The sequence below is a fragment of the Streptomyces racemochromogenes genome, assembly GCF_044129415.1.
In the GTDB taxonomy this organism is placed as follows: domain Bacteria; phylum Actinomycetota; class Actinomycetes; order Streptomycetales; family Streptomycetaceae; genus Streptomyces; species Streptomyces racemochromogenes_A.
Window position 1 is genome coordinate 1 of the sequence record NZ_JBBDHD010000007.1, and the last position, 21,771, is coordinate 21,771.

General features: G+C 71.4%; 17 protein-coding genes. 10 read left to right on the plus strand and 7 right to left on the minus strand.

Features of this window, described 5'->3' with window-relative positions; translation table 11 throughout:
* Nucleotides 1-179 precede the first annotated feature (179 nt).
* Nucleotides 180-953 (minus strand): hypothetical protein, encoded by a 774-nt coding sequence (locus WDV06_RS04270; RefSeq protein ID WP_395508248.1) that lies wholly within the window; start codon nt 951-953, stop codon nt 180-182.
* A 483-nt stretch (nt 954-1,436) separates the two neighbouring features.
* Here WDV06_RS04270 and WDV06_RS04275 point away from each other — a divergent pair, with 483 nt between their 5' ends.
* The 5 genes from WDV06_RS04275 to WDV06_RS04295 all read left to right on the plus strand — a co-directional run bounded on the left by WDV06_RS04275 (nt 1,437) and on the right by WDV06_RS04295 (nt 10,596).
* Entirely contained in the window at nt 1,437-3,653 is a 2,217-nt protein-coding gene (locus WDV06_RS04275; protein ID WP_395508249.1) for a protein kinase domain-containing protein, read from the plus strand.
* A 216-nt stretch (nt 3,654-3,869) separates the two neighbouring features.
* Nucleotides 3,870-4,916 carry a DUF4259 domain-containing protein gene (locus WDV06_RS04280; RefSeq protein WP_395508250.1) on the plus strand — a complete coding sequence of 349 codons (1,047 nt, stop codon included), beginning with the start codon at nt 3,870-3,872 and terminating at the stop codon, nt 4,914-4,916.
* A 189-nt stretch (nt 4,917-5,105) separates the two neighbouring features.
* Nucleotides 5,106-5,597 carry an effector-associated constant component EACC1 gene (locus WDV06_RS04285; protein ID WP_395508251.1) on the plus strand — a complete coding sequence of 164 codons (492 nt, stop codon included), beginning with the start codon at nt 5,106-5,108 and terminating at the stop codon, nt 5,595-5,597.
* Complete coding sequence (locus WDV06_RS04290) at nt 5,594-10,027, plus strand: caspase, EACC1-associated type (RefSeq protein ID WP_463668207.1); 4,434 nt, start codon at nt 5,594-5,596, stop codon at nt 10,025-10,027. The genes WDV06_RS04285 and WDV06_RS04290 overlap by 4 nt, the downstream gene beginning before the upstream one ends.
* Before the next feature lie 236 nt (nt 10,028-10,263).
* Complete coding sequence (locus WDV06_RS04295) at nt 10,264-10,596, plus strand: hypothetical protein (protein ID WP_395508253.1); 333 nt, start codon at nt 10,264-10,266, stop codon at nt 10,594-10,596.
* A 63-nt stretch (nt 10,597-10,659) separates the two neighbouring features.
* Here WDV06_RS04295 and WDV06_RS04300 read toward each other — a convergent pair whose 3' ends face one another.
* Together WDV06_RS04300 and WDV06_RS04305 are read right to left on the minus strand one after the other, a co-directional pair.
* Complete coding sequence (locus WDV06_RS04300; protein ID WP_395508254.1) at nt 10,660-11,106, minus strand: DUF6228 family protein; 447 nt, start codon at nt 11,104-11,106, stop codon at nt 10,660-10,662.
* A gap of 197 nt (nt 11,107-11,303) precedes the next feature.
* The gene (locus WDV06_RS04305; RefSeq protein WP_395508255.1) at nt 11,304-11,849 is read right to left on the minus strand and encodes a YcxB family protein; all 546 of its coding nucleotides are present in this window, start codon (nt 11,847-11,849) and stop codon (nt 11,304-11,306) included.
* Nucleotides 11,850-11,964: 115 nt separating this feature from the next.
* Between WDV06_RS04305 and WDV06_RS04310 the strand changes: the two genes are divergently transcribed.
* Entirely contained in the window at nt 11,965-12,339 is a 375-nt protein-coding gene (locus tag WDV06_RS04310) for a DUF6193 family natural product biosynthesis protein (protein ID WP_395508256.1), read from the plus strand.
* A gap of 423 nt (nt 12,340-12,762) precedes the next feature.
* Here the strand turns inward: WDV06_RS04310 and htpG are convergent, their stop codons facing one another.
* Both htpG and WDV06_RS04320 read right to left on the minus strand, forming a co-directional pair.
* Complete coding sequence (gene htpG, locus WDV06_RS04315; RefSeq protein WP_395508257.1) at nt 12,763-14,682, minus strand: molecular chaperone HtpG; 1,920 nt, start codon at nt 14,680-14,682, stop codon at nt 12,763-12,765.
* Nucleotides 14,683-14,885: 203 nt separating this feature from the next.
* Nucleotides 14,886-15,128, minus strand: coding sequence for a hypothetical protein (locus WDV06_RS04320; RefSeq protein WP_395508258.1), 243 nt, complete (start codon nt 15,126-15,128; stop codon nt 14,886-14,888).
* A 733-nt stretch (nt 15,129-15,861) separates the two neighbouring features.
* Between WDV06_RS04320 and WDV06_RS04325 the strand changes: the two genes are divergently transcribed.
* The 3 genes from WDV06_RS04325 (at nt 15,862) to WDV06_RS04335 (ending at nt 17,400) form a co-directional block, all read left to right on the plus strand.
* Entirely contained in the window at nt 15,862-16,056 is a 195-nt protein-coding gene (locus WDV06_RS04325; RefSeq protein ID WP_395508346.1) for a hypothetical protein, read from the plus strand.
* 426 nt (nt 16,057-16,482) lie between these two features.
* On the plus strand, nt 16,483-16,911 hold the full coding sequence (locus tag WDV06_RS04330) for an SsgA family sporulation/cell division regulator (protein ID WP_395508259.1): 429 nt from the start codon (nt 16,483-16,485) through the stop codon (nt 16,909-16,911).
* Nucleotides 16,912-17,088: 177 nt separating this feature from the next.
* Nucleotides 17,089-17,400 carry a hypothetical protein gene (locus WDV06_RS04335; RefSeq protein ID WP_395508260.1) on the plus strand — a complete coding sequence of 104 codons (312 nt, stop codon included), beginning with the start codon at nt 17,089-17,091 and terminating at the stop codon, nt 17,398-17,400.
* A gap of 150 nt (nt 17,401-17,550) precedes the next feature.
* Here the strand turns inward: WDV06_RS04335 and WDV06_RS04340 are convergent, their stop codons facing one another.
* The gene (locus WDV06_RS04340; RefSeq protein ID WP_395508261.1) at nt 17,551-19,278 is read right to left on the minus strand and encodes a thiamine pyrophosphate-dependent enzyme; all 1,728 of its coding nucleotides are present in this window, start codon (nt 19,276-19,278) and stop codon (nt 17,551-17,553) included.
* Between the two features lie 615 nt (nt 19,279-19,893).
* Nucleotides 19,894-20,202: a hypothetical protein gene (locus WDV06_RS04345; protein ID WP_395508262.1), complete on the minus strand. Its 309-nt coding sequence runs from the start codon at nt 20,200-20,202 to the stop codon at nt 19,894-19,896.
* Between the two features lie 661 nt (nt 20,203-20,863).
* Between WDV06_RS04345 and WDV06_RS04350 the strand changes: the two genes are divergently transcribed.
* Nucleotides 20,864-21,487 carry a flavodoxin family protein gene (locus tag WDV06_RS04350; protein ID WP_395508263.1) on the plus strand — a complete coding sequence of 208 codons (624 nt, stop codon included), beginning with the start codon at nt 20,864-20,866 and terminating at the stop codon, nt 21,485-21,487.
* The last annotated feature ends 284 nt before the right edge of the window (nt 21,488-21,771 follow it).

Sequence of the window (21,771 nt, forward strand, 5' to 3'; positions counted from 1 at the left end):
GGGAGCCGAGCCGTCCCGGTCGACCCCACCGGCCTCGATGTGGGCAGCGTGGGCTCCGTGTACATCTTCGAATGCCGACACTGCCCGGACCGCCCCTTCACCCATTGGTACGACTCAGACTGACCGCCGGCGCCGGCGCTGTCGGTCGGGAGCCAGGCCGGAACCCTGTCGTTCGTTGCTCAGGGCTGTGGGGCCCAGGGATCGTCGCTGTACGGTTCAGGCGCTTCCGGGTGCAGCATGCGGCGGACACACCGCAGGAGCCCCGGTTCGTTGCCGCCGACGGCGGCCATCCAGGGCAGGGCGTCCATGGCGCGGGCGCGTTCGTCGGTGGCCAGGGCGTCGACGGTGGTGCGCAGGGTGTCGGGGGCGGGTTCGTCGGTGAGGCAGAGCCAGCCGATTGCGGCGGCAAGGCGGACCTCGGGGACCTGTGCCCGGTCCTGCCACAGCTCGCGGAGCCACGCGGTGGCCGGCCGGTGCGGGTGGCCCCGTGTGATCTCCGCGGTGGTGAGAACCAAGGCGGCCAGGGCCACAGGGTCCTTCTCCTCGGCGAACCTGGCGGCGAACACGCCTCGGACCGTGTGGCCGGGGTCGGCCGCGGTGGCCAGAGCGTAGGAGGCGTCGATGCGCATGGCGGGGTCGGAGTCTCCGAGGAGAGGCAGGAGCAAGGGGGCTGCGGCGGTGATCGCGGCCCGGGCGGCGGCCACCGACCAGCCCGCCGGGTAGCCGGTCACCTCGACGCCGTAATCGTCGTAGCCGTTGCGCATCTCGTGCTGGGGGCCGGAGCGGTGAAGGAGGAACTCGTCGCGGGAGGCGACACCGAAGTGACGGGCGCGGGCCGGGGCGGCGAGACCGCCGAGGGCGGCGGCGCGGTGTCGATGGTCGGGGTCGGTGGCGATCCGGATCAGGAACGGCACGGCGAGAGCGACGGCGGCCCGGCTGTCATCGGCGCACATGCCGATCAGCACACCCAGTGCGTTGCATGAGCCCCGGTCTCCGGCGCACAACTGGCGAACGGCCTCCCGGGCCTTGCCCCCGTGAGGGAAGTTTCCCCAGGGAAGGTCATCGAGGACGGCTCCGTCGAAGGTCCCGGGCCGGACGGTCGCCACGACAGCCCGGACGTCGAACGGGCCTCCCGCGAACGAGGCCGGATCCGCCCCGTCGACCAGAGCCCGGCACATCGCGAACGTCGGATCGGCCTGCCAGTCCCCCACACCACACCATCCCAGTGCCCAACGTCCAGAGGTTCGATCATGGGCGATCCGGACGACGCGAAGCCACCCGGCAGTCACCATCGGCGGCAGGGGCACATCCGACGGCGGCTGCTGCTTCCACAGCGGACCGGCACCGCGGCGAGGTGGAGGCACCGCTACACAAGTTCCTCGCCCTGTGCGGGGATTGACGCCCTAGGCTGGCAAGGACGTGCCGTGACAGGGGGGATGACAGTGGCAGAACGGGTCTTATCCGGGCGCTATCGACTGGTCGAGCGGCTTGGCGCGGGAGGGATGGGCGTCGTCTGGAGGGCGGAGGATCTGCTTCTGCACCGTGAAGTCGCGGTGAAGACCGTCGCCGGTCCCGGTGTCACCGACGACGCGGCGGCGAGGCTGGAGCGCGAGGCGCGGGCCGCAGCCGGCTTGTCCGACAACCCTCATGTGGTGACCGTGCACGACTTCGGGCGGGACGGCGACACCCTGTTCATTGTCATGGCCCTGGCCGCCGGGCGGCCGCTCGACCGCATCCTCGCGGCCGACGGTCCCCCCTCCCCGGTGCGGGCCGTGGAGTGGACCCGTCAGGTGTGCATCGCCTTGGAGGCGGCGCACGAACGGGGCATCGTGCACCGGGACATCAAGCCGGCCAACGTGATGGTCGCCGCGGACGGCGTCGTACGCGTCCTCGACTTCGGCATCGCCTGGTTCCACCCGGAGCTCGGACTGGACCGGCTGAGTCAGGCCGGCGGAATTCTCGGCAGCGCCCCCTGGATGTCACCCGAGCAGGCGCGCGGAGGGGAGGTCGGCCCGGCCTCGGACCTCTATTCGGTCGGCTGCCTGCTCTACCAGCTCCTGACCGGGACGCCCCCGTTCGGAGACCGGGACGCACTCGCACAGATCATCGCCCACTCGACCGAGATTCCCGCGCCCCTGTCCAGCCGCCGCACCGGGCTGCACGCCGGTCTGGAACAGCTGGTGATGGAACTGCTCGCCAAGTCCCCCGAGAACCGCCCCGCTTCGGCGGCGGAGACGGCGGCCCGCCTGGGAGCCGTGCTGCACGAGCTGGGAGCGGAGGAGACGGTCGGACGACCCGCGCCCCCCATGCCCGCACGGCCACCTGCCCCGGCAGGGCGTGCGGAGCGGCGGCACGAGCGGCCGGTTCAGCGGCGGACGGTGCTCCTGGGACTGTTCGGCGTGGTCTCGGTGTCGACCGTGATCGCCGTGCCGCAGTTGCTCCCCGACAGCGGCAGTGGCGACGGAGGAAACAAGGGCTCCGACCGCAGCACGCTCAAGCCGTCGTGGAAGCTCTCACTCCAGCCCGACACCCGGCCGGGCACGGTGGGCCCCATGGTCGTTGTCGACAGTGCCGACAGCGAGAAGCAAGCCGTGGTGTACGACTCCCGCACGGGCAAGGAGCTCTGGCGCGTATCGTCGGAGGCCGATCGTCTGACGCCCTTCGCAGACACCACGTTCTACGCCACGAACAGCGCGGGCGGCCCTCTCAAGGCCCTGGACCCGCGCACCGGGGACACCCGCTGGGAGTACCGGCCGCTCGGCGAGTACGTCAGCGGCGGCACGTTCCCCCTCCCGGAACCGGCCGCCGTGTTCGTCGGACAGGGCCCGTACGTCTCCGCCCTGCACCACGGGACCGGCGAGGTCCAGTGGCGCTACGACATGCCCGCGGCCAAAAGGGTCGTCGGCGGTCTGGGCAAGGCATCCGGTGCCGTGCTGGCCCGCGCGGATTTCAGGGGCGGCCCCTGGATCGCGATCGGCGAGGCGGACGGGCGGCAACGGTGGACCTGGCAATGGGAAGGTTCCGATCCTCGGCCGTACGTCGGCGAAGCCGCCGACCGGCTCTTCTTCCAGGCCGACGACGACCTCATCGTGCTCGACTCGAACACAGGCCGGCTCGTCGGCACCTACAAGGGACTCCACGGGGCCAGCCCCGTCCCGGAGCACAAGGTGCTCCTGAACACCTTGCCCGCCGGCGGCGTGGAAGCCTGGTTCGCCACCGGCGGGAATCGCCTCTGGTCCGTTCCCGACGCGTTCACGCCCCGCGTCTTCGGCGACACCGTCGTGATGGTCAAGTCGGCGCCGGACGAGAAGTCCAGTGGCACGCTGGCCGTGGACATCCGCACCGGCACCCAGCGCTGGCTGTACCGCGACCTGTTCTTCCCCTCCTCCGGGAAAGTGCAGGTCGTCATGGGTGAGGGGGACCCGCTGATCCTGCGAGCGGATGTCGGGGGCGTCGGCCTGGTCCGCGTGGATGTGAGAACCGGTCACCGCGGGCCGGTGCGGCTCCTGCCGGAAAAGGAACTGCTCCACCTCTTCCACGCCGACAGCACCGTCTACGCACGCTGCGCGGACCGCTTCCCGGACGTCGCGAACCAAGCGGATAAAGGCCCTGAATCGCGCCTCTACGCATTCCCCCTCTCCGCCATGACCTGAGGGCAGTGATGCCGTGGACGGACCTGCCCGAGCACTTCGGCCAACGGACGGGAGGGTGGTCGCGATCCGAAGGGACGAGTCCAGCCCCCGGCCGGGGCCGTCGTGCGAACGGGCCGCCATCCCCTCAGGGGTGGCGGTCCGCTGTGCTCTTACTGCTCTCCCAGGTCCGGTGGCGTCCATGACAGGATCCGTGAGCACCCCCATTCAAGGAGAACCATGGGTACCTGGGACGTCGGCCCCTTCGGGAACGACACCGCCGCCGATTTCTGCGCCTCCCTCGACGAAGCCGCCGAGACCGACCGGCCCCGCCTCGTACGGGACGCGCTGCTCCGCGTCCTTGGCACCGACGACCCCCTGGACCAGCACCTCGCGGTCGAAGCGGTCGCCGCGGCAGCCCTCGTTGCCGCCCAGTGCCCCGGCGGCCGGCCCGTCAGCAGCGCGTACGGGCCCGACCTGCCTGTCCTCGCCCTGTCAGCCGATCTGCGCAGCACCGCTGTCCGCGCCCTGGACCGGGCCCAATCCGAAACCTGCGAGCTGCAGGAACTCTGGGCGGAAACCAACGAGTACTTCTCCTGGCTACAGAGCCTGCGGCTCATGCGCAGGGTGCTCACCTTCCCCGCGCCTCAGCCGGTGGCCCGCTCCTGGGCAAGGATCGACGCCTGGATGCGGTGCCACGCCCCCGCCTCGTACGCACTCCTCGCGCCGCCGGCCGATCCCGTCGAAGTCGAAGACGCGCAGAGGGCGATGGGGCTGCGGTTCCCCACCGACCTCGTGGAGTCGCTTGCCTGCCACAACGGGATCACAGAGTGGGCCAACCTCGTACCTGATCAGCCGCCCATGTCCGTCGCTGGGATCCTCGACCACTGGCAGATGCGCGTCGAGCTCGCCGGTGACGACCCCGACCTCACCGAACCCGCTGAATGGGCCGACGAACCGTGGTGGCACCCCCAGTGGATCCCCTGGGCCCAAAGTGACGGAGACGCCCAGATCATCGACATGCGCCAGGGTCCGAACCAAGGCCGACTCGGCAACGCGGCACACGACGACAGCGGCCACTTCGAGGACGCCTGGCCCTCCCTGTCCGTCTACCTGACCGCCGTGGCCGACGCCCTCGAACACGGCGGCGAAATCGACGGCAACAGTCCCTACCTCACCCCGGAGGGGGAGCTGTGGTGGGCCCTCACCGGCAAATCCGAGCTGAACGGCGCACGCCTCGTCCCCGCACCGCGCACGGCCGCACGAACCACCCCACCTCACGAGTAGATGCCCTGCAAGGGCACGCCTCCGTGCGTCGCCCTGTCCCCAGGCCCGCGGATGCACCACACAGCGAATCATCGCCGGGCGGATCATGGCGGGAAGGCGACCCCGCCGACGGCCCAGCCTCAATTTCGCCCAGTCGAAAGGGAGTTGGCCGTTAGGATGCGGGATGCGGTGAACAGGAAGGGGGCCTGTATGCGCGTCGTCATCACGGTCGAGGGCGGGAGCCGGAGCGACGACTCCGGTGCGTTGCCCGAACTTCGTCGGCGCCTCTCCGAAGAGCCGGAACTTCGCGGTCGCGTCCGCCGCCACCTGGGCGAGCCGCCGCCTCCCGACGCCATGGGCCTGGGCTCCGACGCACTGATCGCCGTTCTCGCGCCGGGCGGCGTCGCCGCCGTGTTGGCCGGTGCCATCGTCGCCTGGGTGCAGAGCCGCCGTGGCGACCAGACCGTCACCATCACCACGGGTGAGGGCACCGAGATCACCATCTCGACCACTCGCGTCCGCGGTCTGGACGCCCGCCAGAGCGCGGACCTGGCCAGGGAGCTGGCCGCCATGCTCGGAGCTCCGCCAGCCGCTCCCGCACCCGAGCCCGCCGCTGCTCCCGCACCCGAGCCCGCCGCCGGGACCGCACCCGCAGGCGCCCCGCCCGCCGCCGAAGCGCCCCCGACACGTCGCCTGCCGTGAGCGGGCCGGCGACGCCCGGGGCCGAGCCGGTTCCCGCCCCCGGAGGGGTCCGCGAGAGCGGGGAGCCCGGGCCGTCCGCCGCGGGCTCGGGCCTCGGCGCTTCGGGTGCGCACGCCGTACTGATCGGCACGGGGCGACACGTACCCGGCTCGCGGCTGCCGGATCTGCCCGCTGTCACCACCACGTTGGACGACCTCGCGTCCACCCTGCGCAACGTGTGCGGCATCACCGACCCCGACCGGATCAGCCGGGTTCCGTACGACGCCGACACCGGCGGGGTGATCGCCGCGGTCGAGCGGGCCGTCGCCGAGGCCACGGGGCCCGTGCTCCTGTACTACGTCGGTCACGGCCTCCTCGGCCCCCGCAACGCCCTCTACCTCGCCACACACGCCACCACCGACCAGGACCGGATAGCCGGCGCGGTGCCCTACCGAACGGTGCGGGACCTGTTGAGCGATGCGGTGGGCGGGAGCATCGTCGTGCTCGACTGCTGTTTCTCGGGCCGCGCCGAGAGCCCGTCCCCGGGCGCCGCAGCGAGGGCATGGGAGTCCTTCGCCTCCGCCCGGCCCGACGGCAGCCTGCTGCTCACGTCGGCCTCCGGCTACGACCTGTCGTTCGCCCCGCCGGGCCGGCGGCACACGCTCTTCAGCGGCCAGGTGCTGAACCTGCTGAGCACAGGCGACCCGGCCGGTCCGCTGTGGCACACGATGGACAGCCTGTACGTCGCCCTGGACCGCCACTTCCGGGACCAACCGGTCCGGCCCCGCCGCCAGGGCGAGGGCACCCTGGGCTCCCTCCCTGTCGCCCGCAACCGCGCCTACCGCGCACCGGCCGGAACGGCGCCGGTCCTGCCACCCGCCGACGTGCCGTGCCCGTACCCCGGCATGGAGGCGTTCAGGGCAGCCGAGAGCCGCCACTTCTTCGGCCGGGACACTCTGACGGAACGCCTCGTCGAAGCGGTCTGCGCACCCGCCCTCGCCTCACCCGTCGTCCTCGTGGGCGCATCCGGCGTCGGCAAGTCCTCGATCCTGCGCGCCGGACTCCTCGCCGGACTCCAACAGCGCCGCCAGGCCGCCGACACCGGGCACCCCGCTCCGGACCGCGAGTCGCCCCGCATCCCCTGGCCCGCCCTGCTGCTCCCCGCCCCCGGACTCCGCCCAGTCCGCGCCCTCGCCGAGGTGTGGGCCCGCTCGACCGGCCGCGACGCCGACGCCGTCCACGCCGACATCGCCGCCCCGGGCGGGACGCTGCCCGAGGCGCTGCCCGGCCGCGAGCCGTGCCGCCTGCTCGTCGTCGACCAGTTCGAGGAAGTCTTCACCCGCTGCGACGACGCGGAAGAGCGCGAGAGGTTCCTCGAACTCCTCACCACCGGCCCACGTACCGTACTGGGGCTCCGCGCCGACCTGTACGGCAGCTGCCTCGCGCACCCCGCCCTCGTCCGGGCCCTACGGGACGCACAGTTGACCGTACCGCCCATGACCGGCGACGAACTGCGCGCGGTGATCGAGCGGCCCGCCCGGGCCGTCGGGCTGACCCTCGAAGCGGGCCTCACCGACCGCCTGCTGCGCGACCTGCGGACCGGCCCCGACGCGGAGAGCGCGCTGCCCTTCCTGGCCCACGCGCTCCGCGAGACCTGGCTCGCCCGCAGCGGCGTCACCCTCACCCTCGCCGGGTACGAAGCCACAGGCGGTATCTGGCGCTCCGTCACCACCACCACCGAGGCGCTCTACCAAGAACTCGACGCCACCGATCGTGAGCTGCTGCGCGAGCTGCTGATGCGGCTGGTCCACCTCACCCCCGCGGGCCTGGACGGCGGGGACTCCGTCGTCCGCCGCCGCGTGGACCCGGGCACCCTCCTGTCCGGATTCACGCAGCGGCAGCGCGACACCGCCGCCGCCCTGCGCGACCGGCTCGCCTCAGCCCGCCTGATCACCGTCGACCGCGACGGCGTCCAGATCTCCCACGAGGCGCTGCTCCGTGCCTGGCCCCGGCTCCGCGCCTGGATCGACGAGGACCGTGAGGGGCTCGTCGTCCGCCAGCACCTGACCGAGGCGGCCGAGGCGTGGGCCGCGGCCGGCCGTCATCCGGACTTCCACCTCCGTGGTGGCCGGCTGGAGGAAGCCCGCGCCCTGATCCGCGAGGAGCGGCTGCGCCACCGCAGGCTCCCGGTCCTGGACGAGGAGTTCCTGACCGCCAGCAGCGACGCGCAACACGCCGAGAGGCAACGCGAGACGCGCCGTACCCGGCGCCTGCAGGCCGCACTCGCCGGGACCGTCGTCGGCCTGTGCCTGGCGCTCGTCGCAGCCGGCCTCGCCTTCCAACAGCGAACGGAAGCCGGCGAGCAGCGGCTGCGGGCCCTCCACCAGACGATGGTGGAGCGGGTGAACACCCTGCGCGACGAACAACCCCTGATGGCACTCAAGCTGGGCCTGGCAGCCGAGAAGGTCGATCCGACGGCGGGCGCTCGCGCGGCCCTCGTGGACACCCTCGGCCGCACCGACGCCCTCGTGAGCAGCATCGACACGAAGGCGAAGCACGAGGACGCGGTCCTGGGCCCCGACGGCACGCTGGAAGCTTCCGTCCATGACGAGGACGGCGTGGTGCTGTGGCGCATCGACGAAAGAGCCGTCCGCACCCGACTCGACGTGCGCCCCACGGCCGACTGCAACGTGAACACCGACGAACGGCTCGTCTTCAGCCATGACGGCCGGATGCTCGCCGCGACCTGCCCGCAGGGCACGGTCGTACTGTGGCGGCTCACGGACCTGCCCGCCTCCGGCCCGCTGGTGCCGGCCGCCACCCTCCGGATCCCTGGTCTGGGGACCAGGGCACAGGGCGTGGCCTTCAGCTCCGACGGCGCCCTTCTCGCCGCCTCCGGCCAGGCAGACGGGCTGAAGGGCACGATCGCACTGTGGGACATCCGGGTCCTCACGGCACCCCGGCAGCTGGGGGTGCGGGACGACGTCTCCGACAGCTCGGCCGTACTGTTCAGCCCCGACGGCAGGACACTGCTCAGTTACACGGGGTTGGTCACCGGCATCGAGGAACCGAAGGACCGGAACTCGTTGACCACCACGTCGGGCACCACGCTCTGGGACATCAGCGACCCCGCCGCTCCCCGCAACCTCACACGGTTGCCGGGCACCGGCGCGCACAGGGCGTTCAGCCCGGACAGCCGGCGGCTCGTCACCACGAGGAGCAACGAGGTCCAGATCTGGGACGTTCGCGACCCTGCGAAACCGACGGAGATCGCTCGATGGCCGGCGCACCGCGGAGCGGTGACCACCCTGCGGTTCAGCGCTGACGGCTCGCGACTGCTCACGGCCGGCGACGCATCCGACAAGGACCTGGCGCTGTTCGACATGACGGTGCTGCCCAAGGTGGAGGTCCGGGCGCGGTTCGCCGGGCACACGGACGGCGTGGCCGATGCCGCGTTCACCGCGAACAAGGCGCTGGTTTCCGTGGGCGATGACGGGCGGGTCATACGGTGGGACCTGGAGAGCTGGGGGCGGCCCGTCGCCGTCGCCAACGTGGTCGGCGGTGGGCCGGCGATCGACAGCGCCGCTTTCACCGCGGACGGACGGATCCTCGCCGCGGGAGGGAAGGGCCAGGACGTCACGCTCTGGGACATGGCCGAGCCGCGACAGCCGAAGAAGCTGGCGGTCATCCCCGGTGACCGCTTCGTCTGGGGTGTCGCCTTCACCCGGGACGGCCGGACGCTCGCCATCGGGTACGTGCGTGCGGGCGTGACCTTCTACGACCTTGCGGATCCGGCCCACCCCAAGCCGGCCGCGGATTCCGAGGAAGCGCGGGGACTGGCCGCGACCCTCACCTTCACCGCCAACGGCAGTGCGATCGACCCTCGCGGTGACCTGCTGGCGCTCGACGGGCTGAACGTCGTGCTGCGCTCGCGGGCCGAAGCGGCGAAGGGCGTGACACTGCCCGAGAGCAAAGACCCTGCCGCCTTCTCGCCCGACGGCCGCACGTTGGCCACGGGCGGCTACGACGATGACCTGATGCTGTGGGACGTCGGCAAGCCGGGCAAGCCCAAGCGCGTCGGCCGCGTACCCCGGACCGAGGACGACATCGACGGTCTCGCCTACCATCCCGGAGGCAATGTGGTCGCCGGGCTCCAGCGCAGCGGCGAGGTGAACCTGTGGGACGTCGGCGACCCCGGCCGGGTGCACCAGGTCGATCTGCTCACCGGGCACAGTGATGGCGTCCGGGCGATCACGTTCCGGTCCGACGGCCGTTACGCGGTCAGCGTCGGCTACGACGGCCGGGCGGTCCTGTGGGACCTGGGCCGGCTGCCGCAGATCGTGGCCGACCCCACCGCGATGGCCTGTGCCGCGGCGGGCGGCGGGTTCACGCGCGAGGAGTGGAAGAAGTTCGTCCCCGACCTTCCCTTCAAGGAGACCTGCACCCCGTAACCGCTGCCCGATCCGGGTTCGGGAACCGACCTTGGGGAGCCCGCGCGGAGCGTGACATCGCTGTTCGACCGCGAGGGCCCGCTTGCAACTCGTCGAGACCGGCCACGGCCCACAGCTCCGTGTGACGGCCCGGCACGGGCCGTGGACGGCTGCCTGGGCATGATGAGTACGAAGACCTGCCGACCCTGAGTACGCCCGCGCAAGCGAACCGGCGCCGGAGTCGATTGGCTGTACCCATGCACGAGACGACCTCTCTGACCACCGACCGCGCCACCGCGACCCCTGCTGCCACCGACGTGGTGTCGTGCTGGGTCACGACCTTGGCGGTGGTCTTGATTCCGGTGGCGTTCGTCTTCGGGGCCTTGGCGGGAATGGCCGCGGAGGTTCATCCTCAAACCGTGGCGGTCGTCACGGTCTGCTGGTTCGGGTCCTGGACGGCGACTCCACTGCTTGTGGTGGCCTTCTGGCTGTGCCGGCGTCACTCCGCCCTGGCCAGGGCGGGCCGCTGGGCGGGCTGGGTCGCGCCGGTCCCGCCGACGGTCACGATCCTGCTGGCCCTTGGCCTGTAAACCGACTGCCGCCTCTGCGCGGCCATCGTCGACCGACTCAGGATCCTGCCGGCGGCACGGGGCCTACCCCTGATGGAGGAACCTCCGCAGCTCAGACGAGAGCCTCGACATCTGCTCGCCCGCTTCGAGGGTCGTCGTCACAGAACACTCCCACGCATCCTCAGCGAAGACCCCGGCGCGCAGAGCCCAGCGGAGCTGAACGTGGCCGCCGGCTTGGAATGTCGCCGTCAGGACGAGCCGATTGGTCACCCACGTCCTTTCGCCCTCCCAACCCCGGAAGTCATACGCCAGACCCTCCAGGAAATCGGTCAGGTCTCCGGCCCTGTCCCACACCGAGATGCTCTCTGCATCGAGTCGTGCGCGCAGGCCATCCGCCACGGCCTCCACCGCAATGGCGACCTCGTGCTCGTCCAACCGGGCCCAGTCGGACAGCCGGACATACGTCGACGGCGTCTCCGGACTACGCACTACAAGCTCGGACCGCTGAGGGGAAACTTCGAACACACTCACGTGCCGAACGATACGAGGCACGCAGAGCCGTCGTCACTTCAGTTCTCACGAGGCAGCGACGTTGCCACTTCTCATCGACATTGCATGCCCCCTGACCCACGGACCGTTCTCTGCAGTTCCCTTGAGGCCCTCCCACCCGACGCGGTCGCTGCCGGTCAGGGCCGGCCTGTAGGCGGCCGCGTTGCGGGGCTGCGTCCTCAGCGCCGCCGCAGTCGTGAGTCGAGCAGGGCGCCGACCAGTTCGTCCTGGCCCGGGGCGGGCATCAGCCTCTTGGGCAGGACGAAGAAGCAGGTCTTCCAGCCGGACCTGCCCACGACAACGTAGACCTCGGGCGTCTCGTGGAACCGCTTCAGCTCCTCCCAGGACACCCGGCCCTGCTCGCCGCCCGCGCAGCTGACCGTGATGCCGCCCTCGTCGAGGGTGTACTCCCTCTCCCCGTGTGCACGGGCGGTCTTGAGCGCACGGGAGACGATCCGACGGGGCGCCAGCAGCCAGACCGTCACCCCGTACGCGACCGCCCCGGCCACGAAGGGAAAATCGACCATGCCGTCGCCGGTGCTGAGGGCCACGCCCAGCAGCGCGACGGCGAGCGCCCCCGCCACGCCGGACAACCGCACGCGGCGGAACACCCCCGCTTCCCGAAGGGCCGCACGGAGCTCGCTCTTGTCGGCCTGTCCGCTGACCCGCAGGACTTCGCCCGCGGCCGGAGCGTCCGGGCGCAGGTCTATCTCGTTGCCGTTCACAGGGGCGGAGCATAGCGTTCCGCTCCTCGATGACGGATCCCGGCTGGGCCGCCACGGCCGGCCGGCCGGTGCTGTGCGGGTTGTCCTGGGCGGGTGCGGACGTCATGATCGCGGGATGGTTGAGGAGACGGTTGTTGAGCAGACGTGGCGGGGGATGCTGGAGAGGCGTCCCGAGGCGCGGCGAGGGGAGCCCGCGGTCGTAGAGGCCGCTTACGCCGAACCGCGTTTGCGGGCCTTGTTCCCGTTCCCGAGCCACGGGGCCCTCAGCTTCCACCGGAACACGCAGTTCCCGTGGAGCAACGACCTGCCGTTCATCGTGGGCGATGCGCAATCGTGCATCGTGTATGCGCCGCTCGGCGTGCCGGAGCGTGTCCTGGGCGAGTCACTCACACCGCACGAGGCGGCTGCGTTGGTAGTGGCCCACCTGCCCCCTGACTGCGGTCCAGCCTTCGACGGGCCGTGGCCGCCACCCGAGAGCTCCACCGACTGAACCGCGCTGATGCGCACCCGCAGTTCGGCAGCGGCGCGGTGGCCTGACGCTGGCCGGGACCGGGGCAGCTGCGCGCCGGTTCCGCCTCGATGACCCGCACCTGAGCCCGGGTGGGCTGCGGCATCCCGGCGGCCGCCTGCGCTGCACAGCCCGGCCGCGCAGCGCAGGCCGCCGCCGGTGTCGGTGCTCGGTCAGGGCGGGGCGGCCAGGTCCTGTCGCGCGCGACGTTCAGCCTGCTCCTCCTGACCGAGTGCGCTGCCGAGCCAAGCACAGCGCACCTCACTTCTGCCCCACCCGACACACGCCGAGGGCTCCGGCCCGAGCTGTTCGGCGACCCGGGTGGCCACCGTCCCGCGCGTGATCCGCGCGCGACGACGCAGCCAGGTGACCGGGTTCTACCGTTCAGCCGGGCCGTTCCCGTGGCTACAGGGTGCCGGTCAGGCGGTCGGTGAGGAGCCTGGTGAAGCGGGCCGGGTCGGGCAGGTCGCCTCCTTCTGCGAGCAGCGCGCTGCCGTAGATGAGCTCGGCGGTCTCCGCCAGTGCGGGGTTTTCGGCGTCCGTTTCGTGCGCCGCGCGCAGGGCCGTGATGAGCGGGTGTGCGGGGTTGAGCTCCAAGATCCTCTTGACCGGGGGAATCTGCCGGCCCATGGCCCGGTACATCTTTTCCAGGGTCGGGGTCAGGTCGTGGGCGTCCCCGACGATGCACGCCGCCGAGGTCGTCAGGCGCGACGACAGGCGGACCTGCTTGACCTGCTCGGACAGGGTGGTGGTCAGCCAAGGCAGCAGAGCGGCGAAGTGCTGCTCGCGCTGCGCCTTCTCGGCCTCGGTCTCCTTCTGGCCGTCCGCGGAGGCGTCGAGGTCGACCTGCCCCTTGGCGATGGACTGCAGAGGATGGCCGTCGAAGGCGGGGACCTGGTCCACCCACACCTCGTCGATGGGGTCGGTGAGGATCAGGACCTCGTAGCCCTTGGCGGTGAAGGCCTCCATGTGCGGGGAGTTCTCCACCATCGCGCGGCTCTCGCCGGTCAGGTAGTAGATGCTGTCCTGGCCGTCCTTCATCCGCTCGACGTACTCGCGCAGCGTGGTGGTCTTCTCCGGGTCATGGGTGGAGGCGGCCGACACCAGCTCCAGCAGGGCTTCGGTGTTCGCTGTGTCCTCGACAAGGCCTTCCTTGAGCGCCCGGCCGAACTGCTCCCACACCTTCGTGTAGCGCTCGGCGTCCTTGGACTGCATGTCCTTGAGGGCGCCGAGCACCTTCTTGACCAGGCGCCGGCGTACGCCGTGGATCTGGCGGTCGTGCTGGAGGAGCTCACGGGAGACGTTCAGCGACAGGTCGTGGGCATCCACGACGCCCTTGACGAAGCGCAGGTAGTTGGGCATCAGCGCTTCGCAGTCGTCCATGATGAACACCCGCTTGACGTACAGCTGCACGCCGCTCCTGGTCTCGCGGGAGAACAGGTCGAAGGGCGCCTGCGAAGGGATGAACAGCAGCGCCTCGTACTCGAAGGTGCCCTCGGCGCGCATGTGGATCGTCTCGGCCGGGGGCAGCCAGTCGTGACCGATCTGCTGGTAGAACTCGTTGTACTCCTCCTCCGTCACCTCGCTGCGCGGACGGGCCCACAGCGCCTTCATCGAGTTGAGCGTGTCGATGTCGCGGGTGATCCCGCCCTCGGTGTCGGTGCGCTCGGTGGCCATCCGGATCGGCCAGCGGATGAAGTCCGAGTACTGCTTGACGATCTGGCGGATCTTCGACTCGGAGAGGTAGTCGGCCAGCCCGTCCTCGCTGTCGGCGGGCTTGAGGTGCAGGGTGACGGAGGTGCCCACGGGCAGCCCGTCGACGTCCTGGAGGTCGTAGGTGGCCTCGCCGTCGGATTCCCACTGCGTGCCGGAGTCGGTGCCGGCCCGACGGGTGCGGACGGTGACCTTGTCGGCGACCATGAACGCCGAGTAGAAGCCGACGCCGAATTGCCCGATCAGGCTCTCGGCGGTGGCGGCGTCCTTGGACTCCTTGATCTTCTCCAGCAGGCCGGCGGTACCGGACTTGGCGATGGTGCCGATCAGCTCCACGAGATCGTCCCGGGTCATGCCGATCCCGTTGTCACGGACGGTGAGCGTGCGGGCGTCCTTGTCGACCTCCAGCGAGATGTGCAGGTCGGTGGTGCCGTCGTCGGCGAGGCTGGAGTCGGTCAGCGATTCCAGTCGCAGCTTGTCCAGGGCATCGGAGGCGTTCGAGATCAGCTCGCGCAGGAAGATGTCTTTGTTCGAGTAGATCGAGTGAATCACCAGTCGGAGCAACTGGCGGGTCTCGGCCTGGAATTCCAGCGTCTCTACACTGCTGCTCATGCGGGTCTCTTTCTGTGCGTACGTCAGGGACTGATGTGGACTCGGGCCGGTGATGGACCGCTGCCCGTCGCCGCCGTGATGTGACTCTGTGAAGGGGAGCCGGCCGACGTCGGTGAATGCCGTCGTGTGCCGGCTCCGGAGGGTCTCCAGGGATTGGACGGGGCCGCTGGGGGCGGGTACCGAGGTGGGAGCGCGCATGCCGGTCAGGTGCGCAACGAGCTGGGTGGCGCCGGGACGCGCACTTCGGGCCCGAGGAGGGCGAGCGCGGTGATCTGTCCGGTGAGGCGGCGCAGGCCGGCGGCGTTGGCCCGGTGGATGGCGGTGAGGCGTTGTCCGCTGGGGGTGGTGGCGGCCCCGAGGCGGCCGCACGAGTACCGGCGTTCGGCGGCCTCGATCACCCCGGTCTCCCGGTCGGCGAATCCCTCGCGCACCTGTCGCAGCGGCATCAGAAAGGCCACCGCCTGCCCGGGGCCGGGCTGGGTTCTGCTCGGCTGGCCGGCCGTGGTCACAGGCGCCCCCTCATGGTCATCAGCTCGACGACACCACCCCTGTCGTCCATCGGGTGACATGTTACAAGGGTGGCGGCGCAGCGCGTCGGCACCTACCCGGACCCGGTGGAGGTGCTCCGATGCCGACGCGCCCCCCGGCGATGCCCACCGGGACGCCTGGGGCGAGGGCGAAGGGTACGTGATGACGGCCTTCGCGCTCCCCTGCGTCACAGCGGAGGCGAACGACTTCGACATCGAGCGGAACGTGCTCACCGTCAGGGTCCGAGCCGGGCGGTGCCTTGCACCGTCGCGCTCCATTCCGTGCACCGCAACGGCGGGCCGGCGCCACTCGCAAGGGCCCCTGCGTGGACTGGCGGGGCGTACGCACGGTCACGGCGGCCCGTCACACCACGGGCCCCGACGGTCGCCTACCTGACGGTGGCGGAGACCGACGGCGCCGCGCATCGGTTCCGCCTCGATGACCCGCACCTGGTCCTGGCCGACGACCTGGCCGGCGACCTGGCCGGCGACGACTCGTCAGGCTGGTCCACCAACGAGGAAGCCGACGCGCTGGCCGCCCCCGTCTCCGCGAGGCACCGGTGGCGTCAACGGCAAGCAGTGGCAGAGCACCTCACAAGCCGCCCTCTGAGACGATCAGCCGGATCGTACGAAGGAACATGAGGTGGGGAACATGGTGGGTCTGGTGCTGCTCGGTATCGTGGCGCTCACCGTCGGCGGGTGCGCATGTGTGGTGTGGGCGGAGCGCGGCGGCCCCCGGTGGACCCGTGCCGTGGCACAAGTGACGCTGGCCGCGGGCGACCTGGTGCGCCGCTCTGGGAAGAACCGGCGCCGGAACCTGAACGGGACCACCAGCGGAGACGATTAGGCCGGGAGCCCTACTCCGGCGGTTTCAGGCGGCGGCGCGCTCCTGGACGTGACGGCGCACGACGTGCCGCCTGAGGTGGCGCCTGCCCGGTAGCGGCTGGTGTCCTCGCTCCAGTCCACTGCCCTGGTCGGACGGACGGACGCAATCAGCTCGACTCGGTCGACCCGGACGAACGGGCCTCGCCCAGCGCCGATCATGACTGCGGCCAGGCGGCCTTCCTGATCGTAGACGCCGTCCTCTCCGCGCCCGGCTCCCCGCCGCCACACCATCCGCGAGCAGGTATGGATCTCGTAGTTTGACCGTTCCGCAGCGGACTGCCGGCAGCGGTGTTCCACCCGATCGGCTGACAGCAGCGACGCGTCAGAGCGCTGGCAGCGGGAAGGCGGGGGGCATCGCCCACCATGCTCCTCCCCAGGATTGGATCCCGTGGAGATCACCCCTTGCCCCGGCGCGGCTCCCCGCGACGCCCGCTGGTTCACGTTCGTCCGCCAGTACCTCCCTCACCTGTCTCACCCGCTCACGGTGCCGGTGACCTTCAGCTATCGGTCGGAGGACCCTTTGTGCGTGAAAGCCGTCTTCCACTGCCGGCAGGACATCACCTGGCACCTGGGACGCGACCTGCTCGCGGCCGCCACCCGTTCACTCGTCGGCGGCAGCGATGTCGTCGGCTGGCCCGATCCGGTCGACGACGGCCGGCTGTGGTTGCGCCTGGGGCCCCAGCCTGATCACGCCCTGCTCGGTCTCGACCGCGGACGGATGATCGCGTGGCTGCAGACCACCTACACCCTCGTTCCCCCGGGTACGGAGGAGGAGCACATGGACTGGACCCCCATCCACCGGCTCCTGACCTGCTGAACGCGGCCGTGATCAGCGACGCAGCCATTCGCCCCGACATCGAGGAGGCCCGGCCGGATCCCGGGCCGCCTGGGGAGTGCCCCTGCGTGGTTCGTGCGGCGGGGGCCGCGCGCCCGCATGCTGGAGGCAGGTGTGGTGGGCTTACGCGGCCCGCCCGGGCTCTTTGGAGGCGTGTGGATGTTGATCACCCATGTGCTCGACCGCGGCACCCTCACGGTGAAGGTCCTGCACGGCCTGGACATCACCAACCGGGCGGCGGTGGCCTTCCAGATCGAAGCGCTCGTGGCCACTCACCGCCCGGATCAGGTCGTCCTCGAACTGCCCGCCGGTGAACCCGGTCCCGCCACGCTCAGTGCCATGGCTCGCACACAGCGGATGTGCCGCAGTCTGGACATCGCGTTCACCGTCACCGGCGCCCCAGTCCGCACTCAGGAGGCCGGCAGCCAGGCTCCCGAGCGGCTGGCCACAGGAGCGCGTCGCGACCGCTGACCCTCGCGCTGACGGGCCTGCTGACGTTGGGCGCAGCGGCGGGCGAGCTGCGACGAGAGGTTGGTGGCGCTCGGCGTGGACTGGCTGAGCGACGTGGTGAACGCCCCCGGACGCCCTGCCGGCCGCGCCCGGCGCCCGACGCGGGGGAGGTCAGTCCCGGTCGCTGGCCAGGGTCTCCTTGACCTTGGCGATGGCGAAGCCCCACCCCTGCCCCACGGTGGGTTTGGCGGGCACGGCGATCTCGCGGGGATTGGTCAGCACATCGAGCAGGACCGGTCCCGGCGTCTCCAGCGCCTGGCGCACCGCGTCGTCCAGCGCGGCCGGGTCGGTGACACGGATGCCGGTCAGGCCGAGGGCGGTGGCGACGGCGGCGAAGTCGGGGTTGTCGAGTTCCGTGCCGAACTCCGGCAGTCCCGCCTGTTCCTGCTCCAGCTTGACCATCCCCAGGCGCCGGTTGTCGAACAGGACGAGCTTGACCGGCAGCCCATACGTCTTGATCGTCATCAGGTCCCCGAGCAGCATGCTCAGCCCGCCGTCCCCGCAGAACGCGACCACCTGCCGGTCGGGGTCCCACAGCTGCGCGCCGAGCGCCTGCGGCATGGCGTTCGCCATCGACCCGAGGTTGTAGGAGCCGAGCAGCCGCCGCGTCCCGCGCAGCGTGACGAAGCGGGAGAGCCAGACGGTGGCCATGCCGGTGTCGGAGGTGAAGACCGCGTCGTCCGAGGCGTGCCGGTCCACGGCCAGGGCCAGGGCCTCGGGGCGGACGTCGTGGTCCCGGTTGTCGACCAGGGCGCGCAGCCGGCCCGTCCAACGGCGGTCGTGGCGGGGGTCGGCGAGCTTGTGCTGGTCCTCGGTCCAGGAATCGAAGCGGGAGCGGGCGTCGTCGAGGTGGGAGCGGTCGGTCGTGGCCTCCAGCCGCGGGATCAGGGCGCGCAGGGTGGCCCCGACGTCCCCGGCGAGCGGGGCGTCCACCGGGACCCGGCGGCCCAGGTGTTCGGCCCGGGTGTCGATCTGGACGACCTTGCGGCCCGAGGGGTACCAGTCGCGGTAGGGGAAGTCGGTGCCCAGCATGACCAGGGTGTCGCAGCCGTCGAGGGCGTGCGACGCCGCGGGGTTGCCGATCAGCCCGGTCTGGCCCACCTGGTACGGGTTGTCGTGCTCGAAGCCCTCCTTGGCCTTCAGGGTGAGCACCATGGGCGCGGCGAGGAGTTCCGCCAGCCTCAGGACCTCCTCGCGGGCCTCCCGCGCCCCGCGGCCGACCAGCAGGGTGGTCCTGGAGCCCGCGTTGACGAGCCGTGCGGCCTCCGCGAGCGCCGGATCGTCGGGCCGGGTCACCGGCCGGTCCGGAGCGAGCCGCACCGGACGGTCCTCCTCGATCTCCTGCTCGCCGAGGTCGCCGGGGACGGTCAGGACCGCCACGCCGCCCTGCGTCACCGCCGCCCGGACCGCCGACTCCAGCATCCGGGGCATCTGCTGCGGCGAGGTCACCGTCGCCCGGTACACGGCGACGTCGCGGAACAGCTGGTCGTTGTCGACCTCCTGGAAGTAGTCGGTGCCCAGCTCGGCGAGCGGTACCTGGCCGCAGACGGCGAGCACGGGCGCGTGGCTCTTGGCCGCGTCATAGAGGCCGTTGAGGAGGTGGACGGAGCCGGGGCCGACGGTGCCCATGCACACGCCGAGCCGGCCGGACAGCTGGGCCTGCGCGCCCGCCGCGAAGGCTGCCGCCTCCTCGTGGCGGCAGCCGATCCACTCGATGCCGTCGGTGGTGCGGATGGCGTCCGTCAGCGGGTTGAGGGCGTCGCCGACGACCCCGAAGACGTGGCGGACGTCGAGCTCCTTGAGGGCGTCGACGATGGCGCGGGCAACGGTACGTGTCATGGGGCAGTCCTGTGGGTCGTGGGGTGGCGGGTGAAAGGGGAACGAGGCGGGGTGCGGCGGGGCGAAGTGGCGGGCCGGCACGGGACGGCGGTCAGCCGCCGAAGCGGCCGTCCTCGGTGCGGCAGCCGAAGTGGCCCGTACCGATCTCCCACCAGGTCGCCGCCGGCCGCGAGCGCGCCGGGCAGCGCGAACGTCATCACCTTGAGCTTCGTCATCACACCGCGCGCATGCCCGGACGGCCCGCGCGCATGCGGTCCGCTCCGCGCGCGGTCCGCATCGCACGCGCCCATGCGCGCCCCATGGCGGGGGCGACCGACCGGCACCTCACCCCGGGCGGCCGGCTCCAGGTGTTCCAGAACGAGGAGCACGCCGCTCCACCCTGCTCAACCCGGTCGTGGACGGCTTGGACCGCGCCCAGGCCGAGGCAGCCCGGGTCCGCCACCATCCGGTTCGCCGACGGGCCCCGGCGCGGGCGTACGGCGCGGCCGGGGGCCGTGCTGCCGGGCCTGGGCCACCCGCGAGCTCCCGTTCTCGGTACGGGATCGTCCGGGAAGGACCCGGCCCGGCGGGCCGGCTCTGGCACAGCAAGAGCACCGGCCCCACGGGCGCCGACCGTCAGGCCCGGTGCCTGAACCAGAGGTTCACCCGCTGGACACCGTTTCCGAAGTAACCCGGTGCGCAGTAGTAGTACTCCTCGGGATCCCGGGGATGCACACGGTCGAGGCGGCTGTTCTCCACGTACTTGGCCTTGTTGCACCCGTTCCAGTTGTCGGCGCTGTCGCCCGTGTCGTAGGTGCGCACCAGATCGTTGGCGTACGAAACGTTGGCCGCCGCGACGGCCGTCCCGGTGCTCGCGGTGAGCGCCGCGGCGGCCGCGGCTCCCGCCAGCAGGAGGGCAGCCGAGGCCCGTGTGATGCGCTTCATGAACAGGATCTCCTTCGTCGTGGACACCGCTCCGCGGCCTTGCCCGCGGAACAACTCCACTGTGCCGCCGCGGTGATCCGTGCCGCATCAGTCATCTGACTTGCCGTTCGTACTCGCTCGCCCGGGGGGGGGCGAGTACGGTCCGGCACTTCCGAGTTGGACATGCACGCCTCCTGCCCCAAGGCGTCCCGGGCCGCTCACGCCGGCTGCCGCACCCCGCCCGGGGTTCAACTCAGCTGGTCCCGCGCGAGGTCAAGGAAGGCCTGTCGGCTCGGACGTATGTGCGCCCAGACCTTCTCGTCCTGCGGATCCTCCTGTACTGCCCAGGCGAGGCTGTGTGCCGCTTCGGACCTCGGGCGCGCACAGTACGCGGATCGTGCCCGGGCCTGCTACTGCTCGTCAGCCAGGTTGTGGTGACGCCGATCCACCGCGACTCGTTCCGCTTCCTGCACCGCAGACAGACATTCGATGAGGTGAGTGAGCCGCTCGTTACGGCGCGCCTCGCCGCGTTCCACGGCCTGTCCGGACGGCAAGGTCGCCGCCGCCTTCGGGCAAGGGGGCAGCCCCCTGCCGGCGGCCGGAGATGTGGACAGGGCTTGTCTGCCTCGCCTTCGTCCAGACGATGCTGATCACAACGGCTTCGCCGGGGTAGGCGCGTGGCATGGAAGCCAACGAGACCACTCCGCTGCGCGCCGTAGCCCTGGTGTGCACCCTGTCCCCGTCCCCGAAGCCGTCCTCCTCCCAACTACTGGCCGAGCAGACCATGGAAGCGCTCGCCGGCCACGGAGTGACCGGCAAGGTCCTCCGCATCGCCGACCACGACGTACGGCCGGGCGTGGCCGTCGACATGGGGGAGGGGGACTTCTGGCCGGAGATCCGCGAGACGATCCTCGGCACCGACATCCTGATCCTCGCCACCCCGATCTGGCTCGGCCACCCCTCCAGCCTCGCGCAGCGCGTCATGGAGCGCCTCAACGCGGAGATCGGGGAGAGCGACGAGGAAGGCAGGATGCTCACCTACGGGAAGGTCGCCGGAGTCTGCGTGGTCGGCAACGAGGACGGCGCCCACCACGTCAGCGCCGAACTGTTCCAGGGGCTCAACGACTGCGGCTTCACCCTGCCGGCGAACGCGGTGACGTACTGGGTGGGGGAGGCCATGCAGGGCACCGACTACCAGGACCTCGACAAGACCCCGGAGAAGACGGCCGCGACGACCGCCACCCTCGCGGCGAACGTCGCCCACCTGGCCCGCCGCCTCAAGTACGCCCCCTATCCGCCGTCCTAGGCCCCGTCCGCCCCGGCCGCGGGGCGGTCCAATGGGGGCCGTCGGGTCCTCGGTATCCCAGAGCCGGAAAGAGCGTGTGCCCCACGCTGCCCTGCGTTGCCCCGTGGCGTCGAGGGCGAGGCCGTTCAGGGTGCCGAGGTCGCCCATGGCGGGGGGTGCCGACGTCGTACACGTTGATGGTGTTCTTGGCCGGCCCGGAGGCCGTCAGCAGGCGCGCGGCGCCGTCGACGGCCGGCCCGTGCGGGAGCGGGCCAGGGCGGGGGCATCCGCCTCACCGCCGGGCC

Excerpts from the sequence above, each read along its gene's own strand:
- WDV06_RS04270 (WP_395508248.1), bottom strand. The coding sequence starts at position 953 with ATGTGCGCCGATGACAGCCGGGCCGCCGTCGCTCTCGCCGTGCCGTTC.
- WDV06_RS04275 (WP_395508249.1), top strand. The coding sequence starts at position 1,437 with ATGACAGTGGCAGAACGGGTCTTATCCGGGCGCTATCGACTGGTCGAG.
- WDV06_RS04280 (WP_395508250.1), top strand. The coding sequence starts at position 3,870 with ATGGGTACCTGGGACGTCGGCCCCTTCGGGAACGACACCGCCGCCGAT.
- WDV06_RS04285 (WP_395508251.1), top strand. The coding sequence starts at position 5,106 with ATGCGCGTCGTCATCACGGTCGAGGGCGGGAGCCGGAGCGACGACTCC.
- WDV06_RS04295 (WP_395508253.1), top strand. The coding sequence starts at position 10,264 with ATGCACGAGACGACCTCTCTGACCACCGACCGCGCCACCGCGACCCCT.
- WDV06_RS04310 (WP_395508256.1), top strand. The coding sequence starts at position 11,965 with ATGGTTGAGGAGACGGTTGTTGAGCAGACGTGGCGGGGGATGCTGGAG.
- htpG (WP_395508257.1), bottom strand. The coding sequence starts at position 14,682 with ATGAGCAGCAGTGTAGAGACGCTGGAATTCCAGGCCGAGACCCGCCAG.
- WDV06_RS04320 (WP_395508258.1), bottom strand. The coding sequence starts at position 15,128 with ATGCCGCTGCGACAGGTGCGCGAGGGATTCGCCGACCGGGAGACCGGG.
- WDV06_RS04325 (WP_395508346.1), top strand. The coding sequence starts at position 15,862 with ATGGTGGGTCTGGTGCTGCTCGGTATCGTGGCGCTCACCGTCGGCGGG.
- WDV06_RS04335 (WP_395508260.1), top strand. The coding sequence starts at position 17,089 with ATGTTGATCACCCATGTGCTCGACCGCGGCACCCTCACGGTGAAGGTC.
- WDV06_RS04340 (WP_395508261.1), bottom strand. The coding sequence starts at position 19,278 with ATGACACGTACCGTTGCCCGCGCCATCGTCGACGCCCTCAAGGAGCTC.
- WDV06_RS04345 (WP_395508262.1), bottom strand. The coding sequence starts at position 20,202 with ATGAAGCGCATCACACGGGCCTCGGCTGCCCTCCTGCTGGCGGGAGCC.
- WDV06_RS04350 (WP_395508263.1), top strand. The coding sequence starts at position 20,864 with ATGGAAGCCAACGAGACCACTCCGCTGCGCGCCGTAGCCCTGGTGTGC.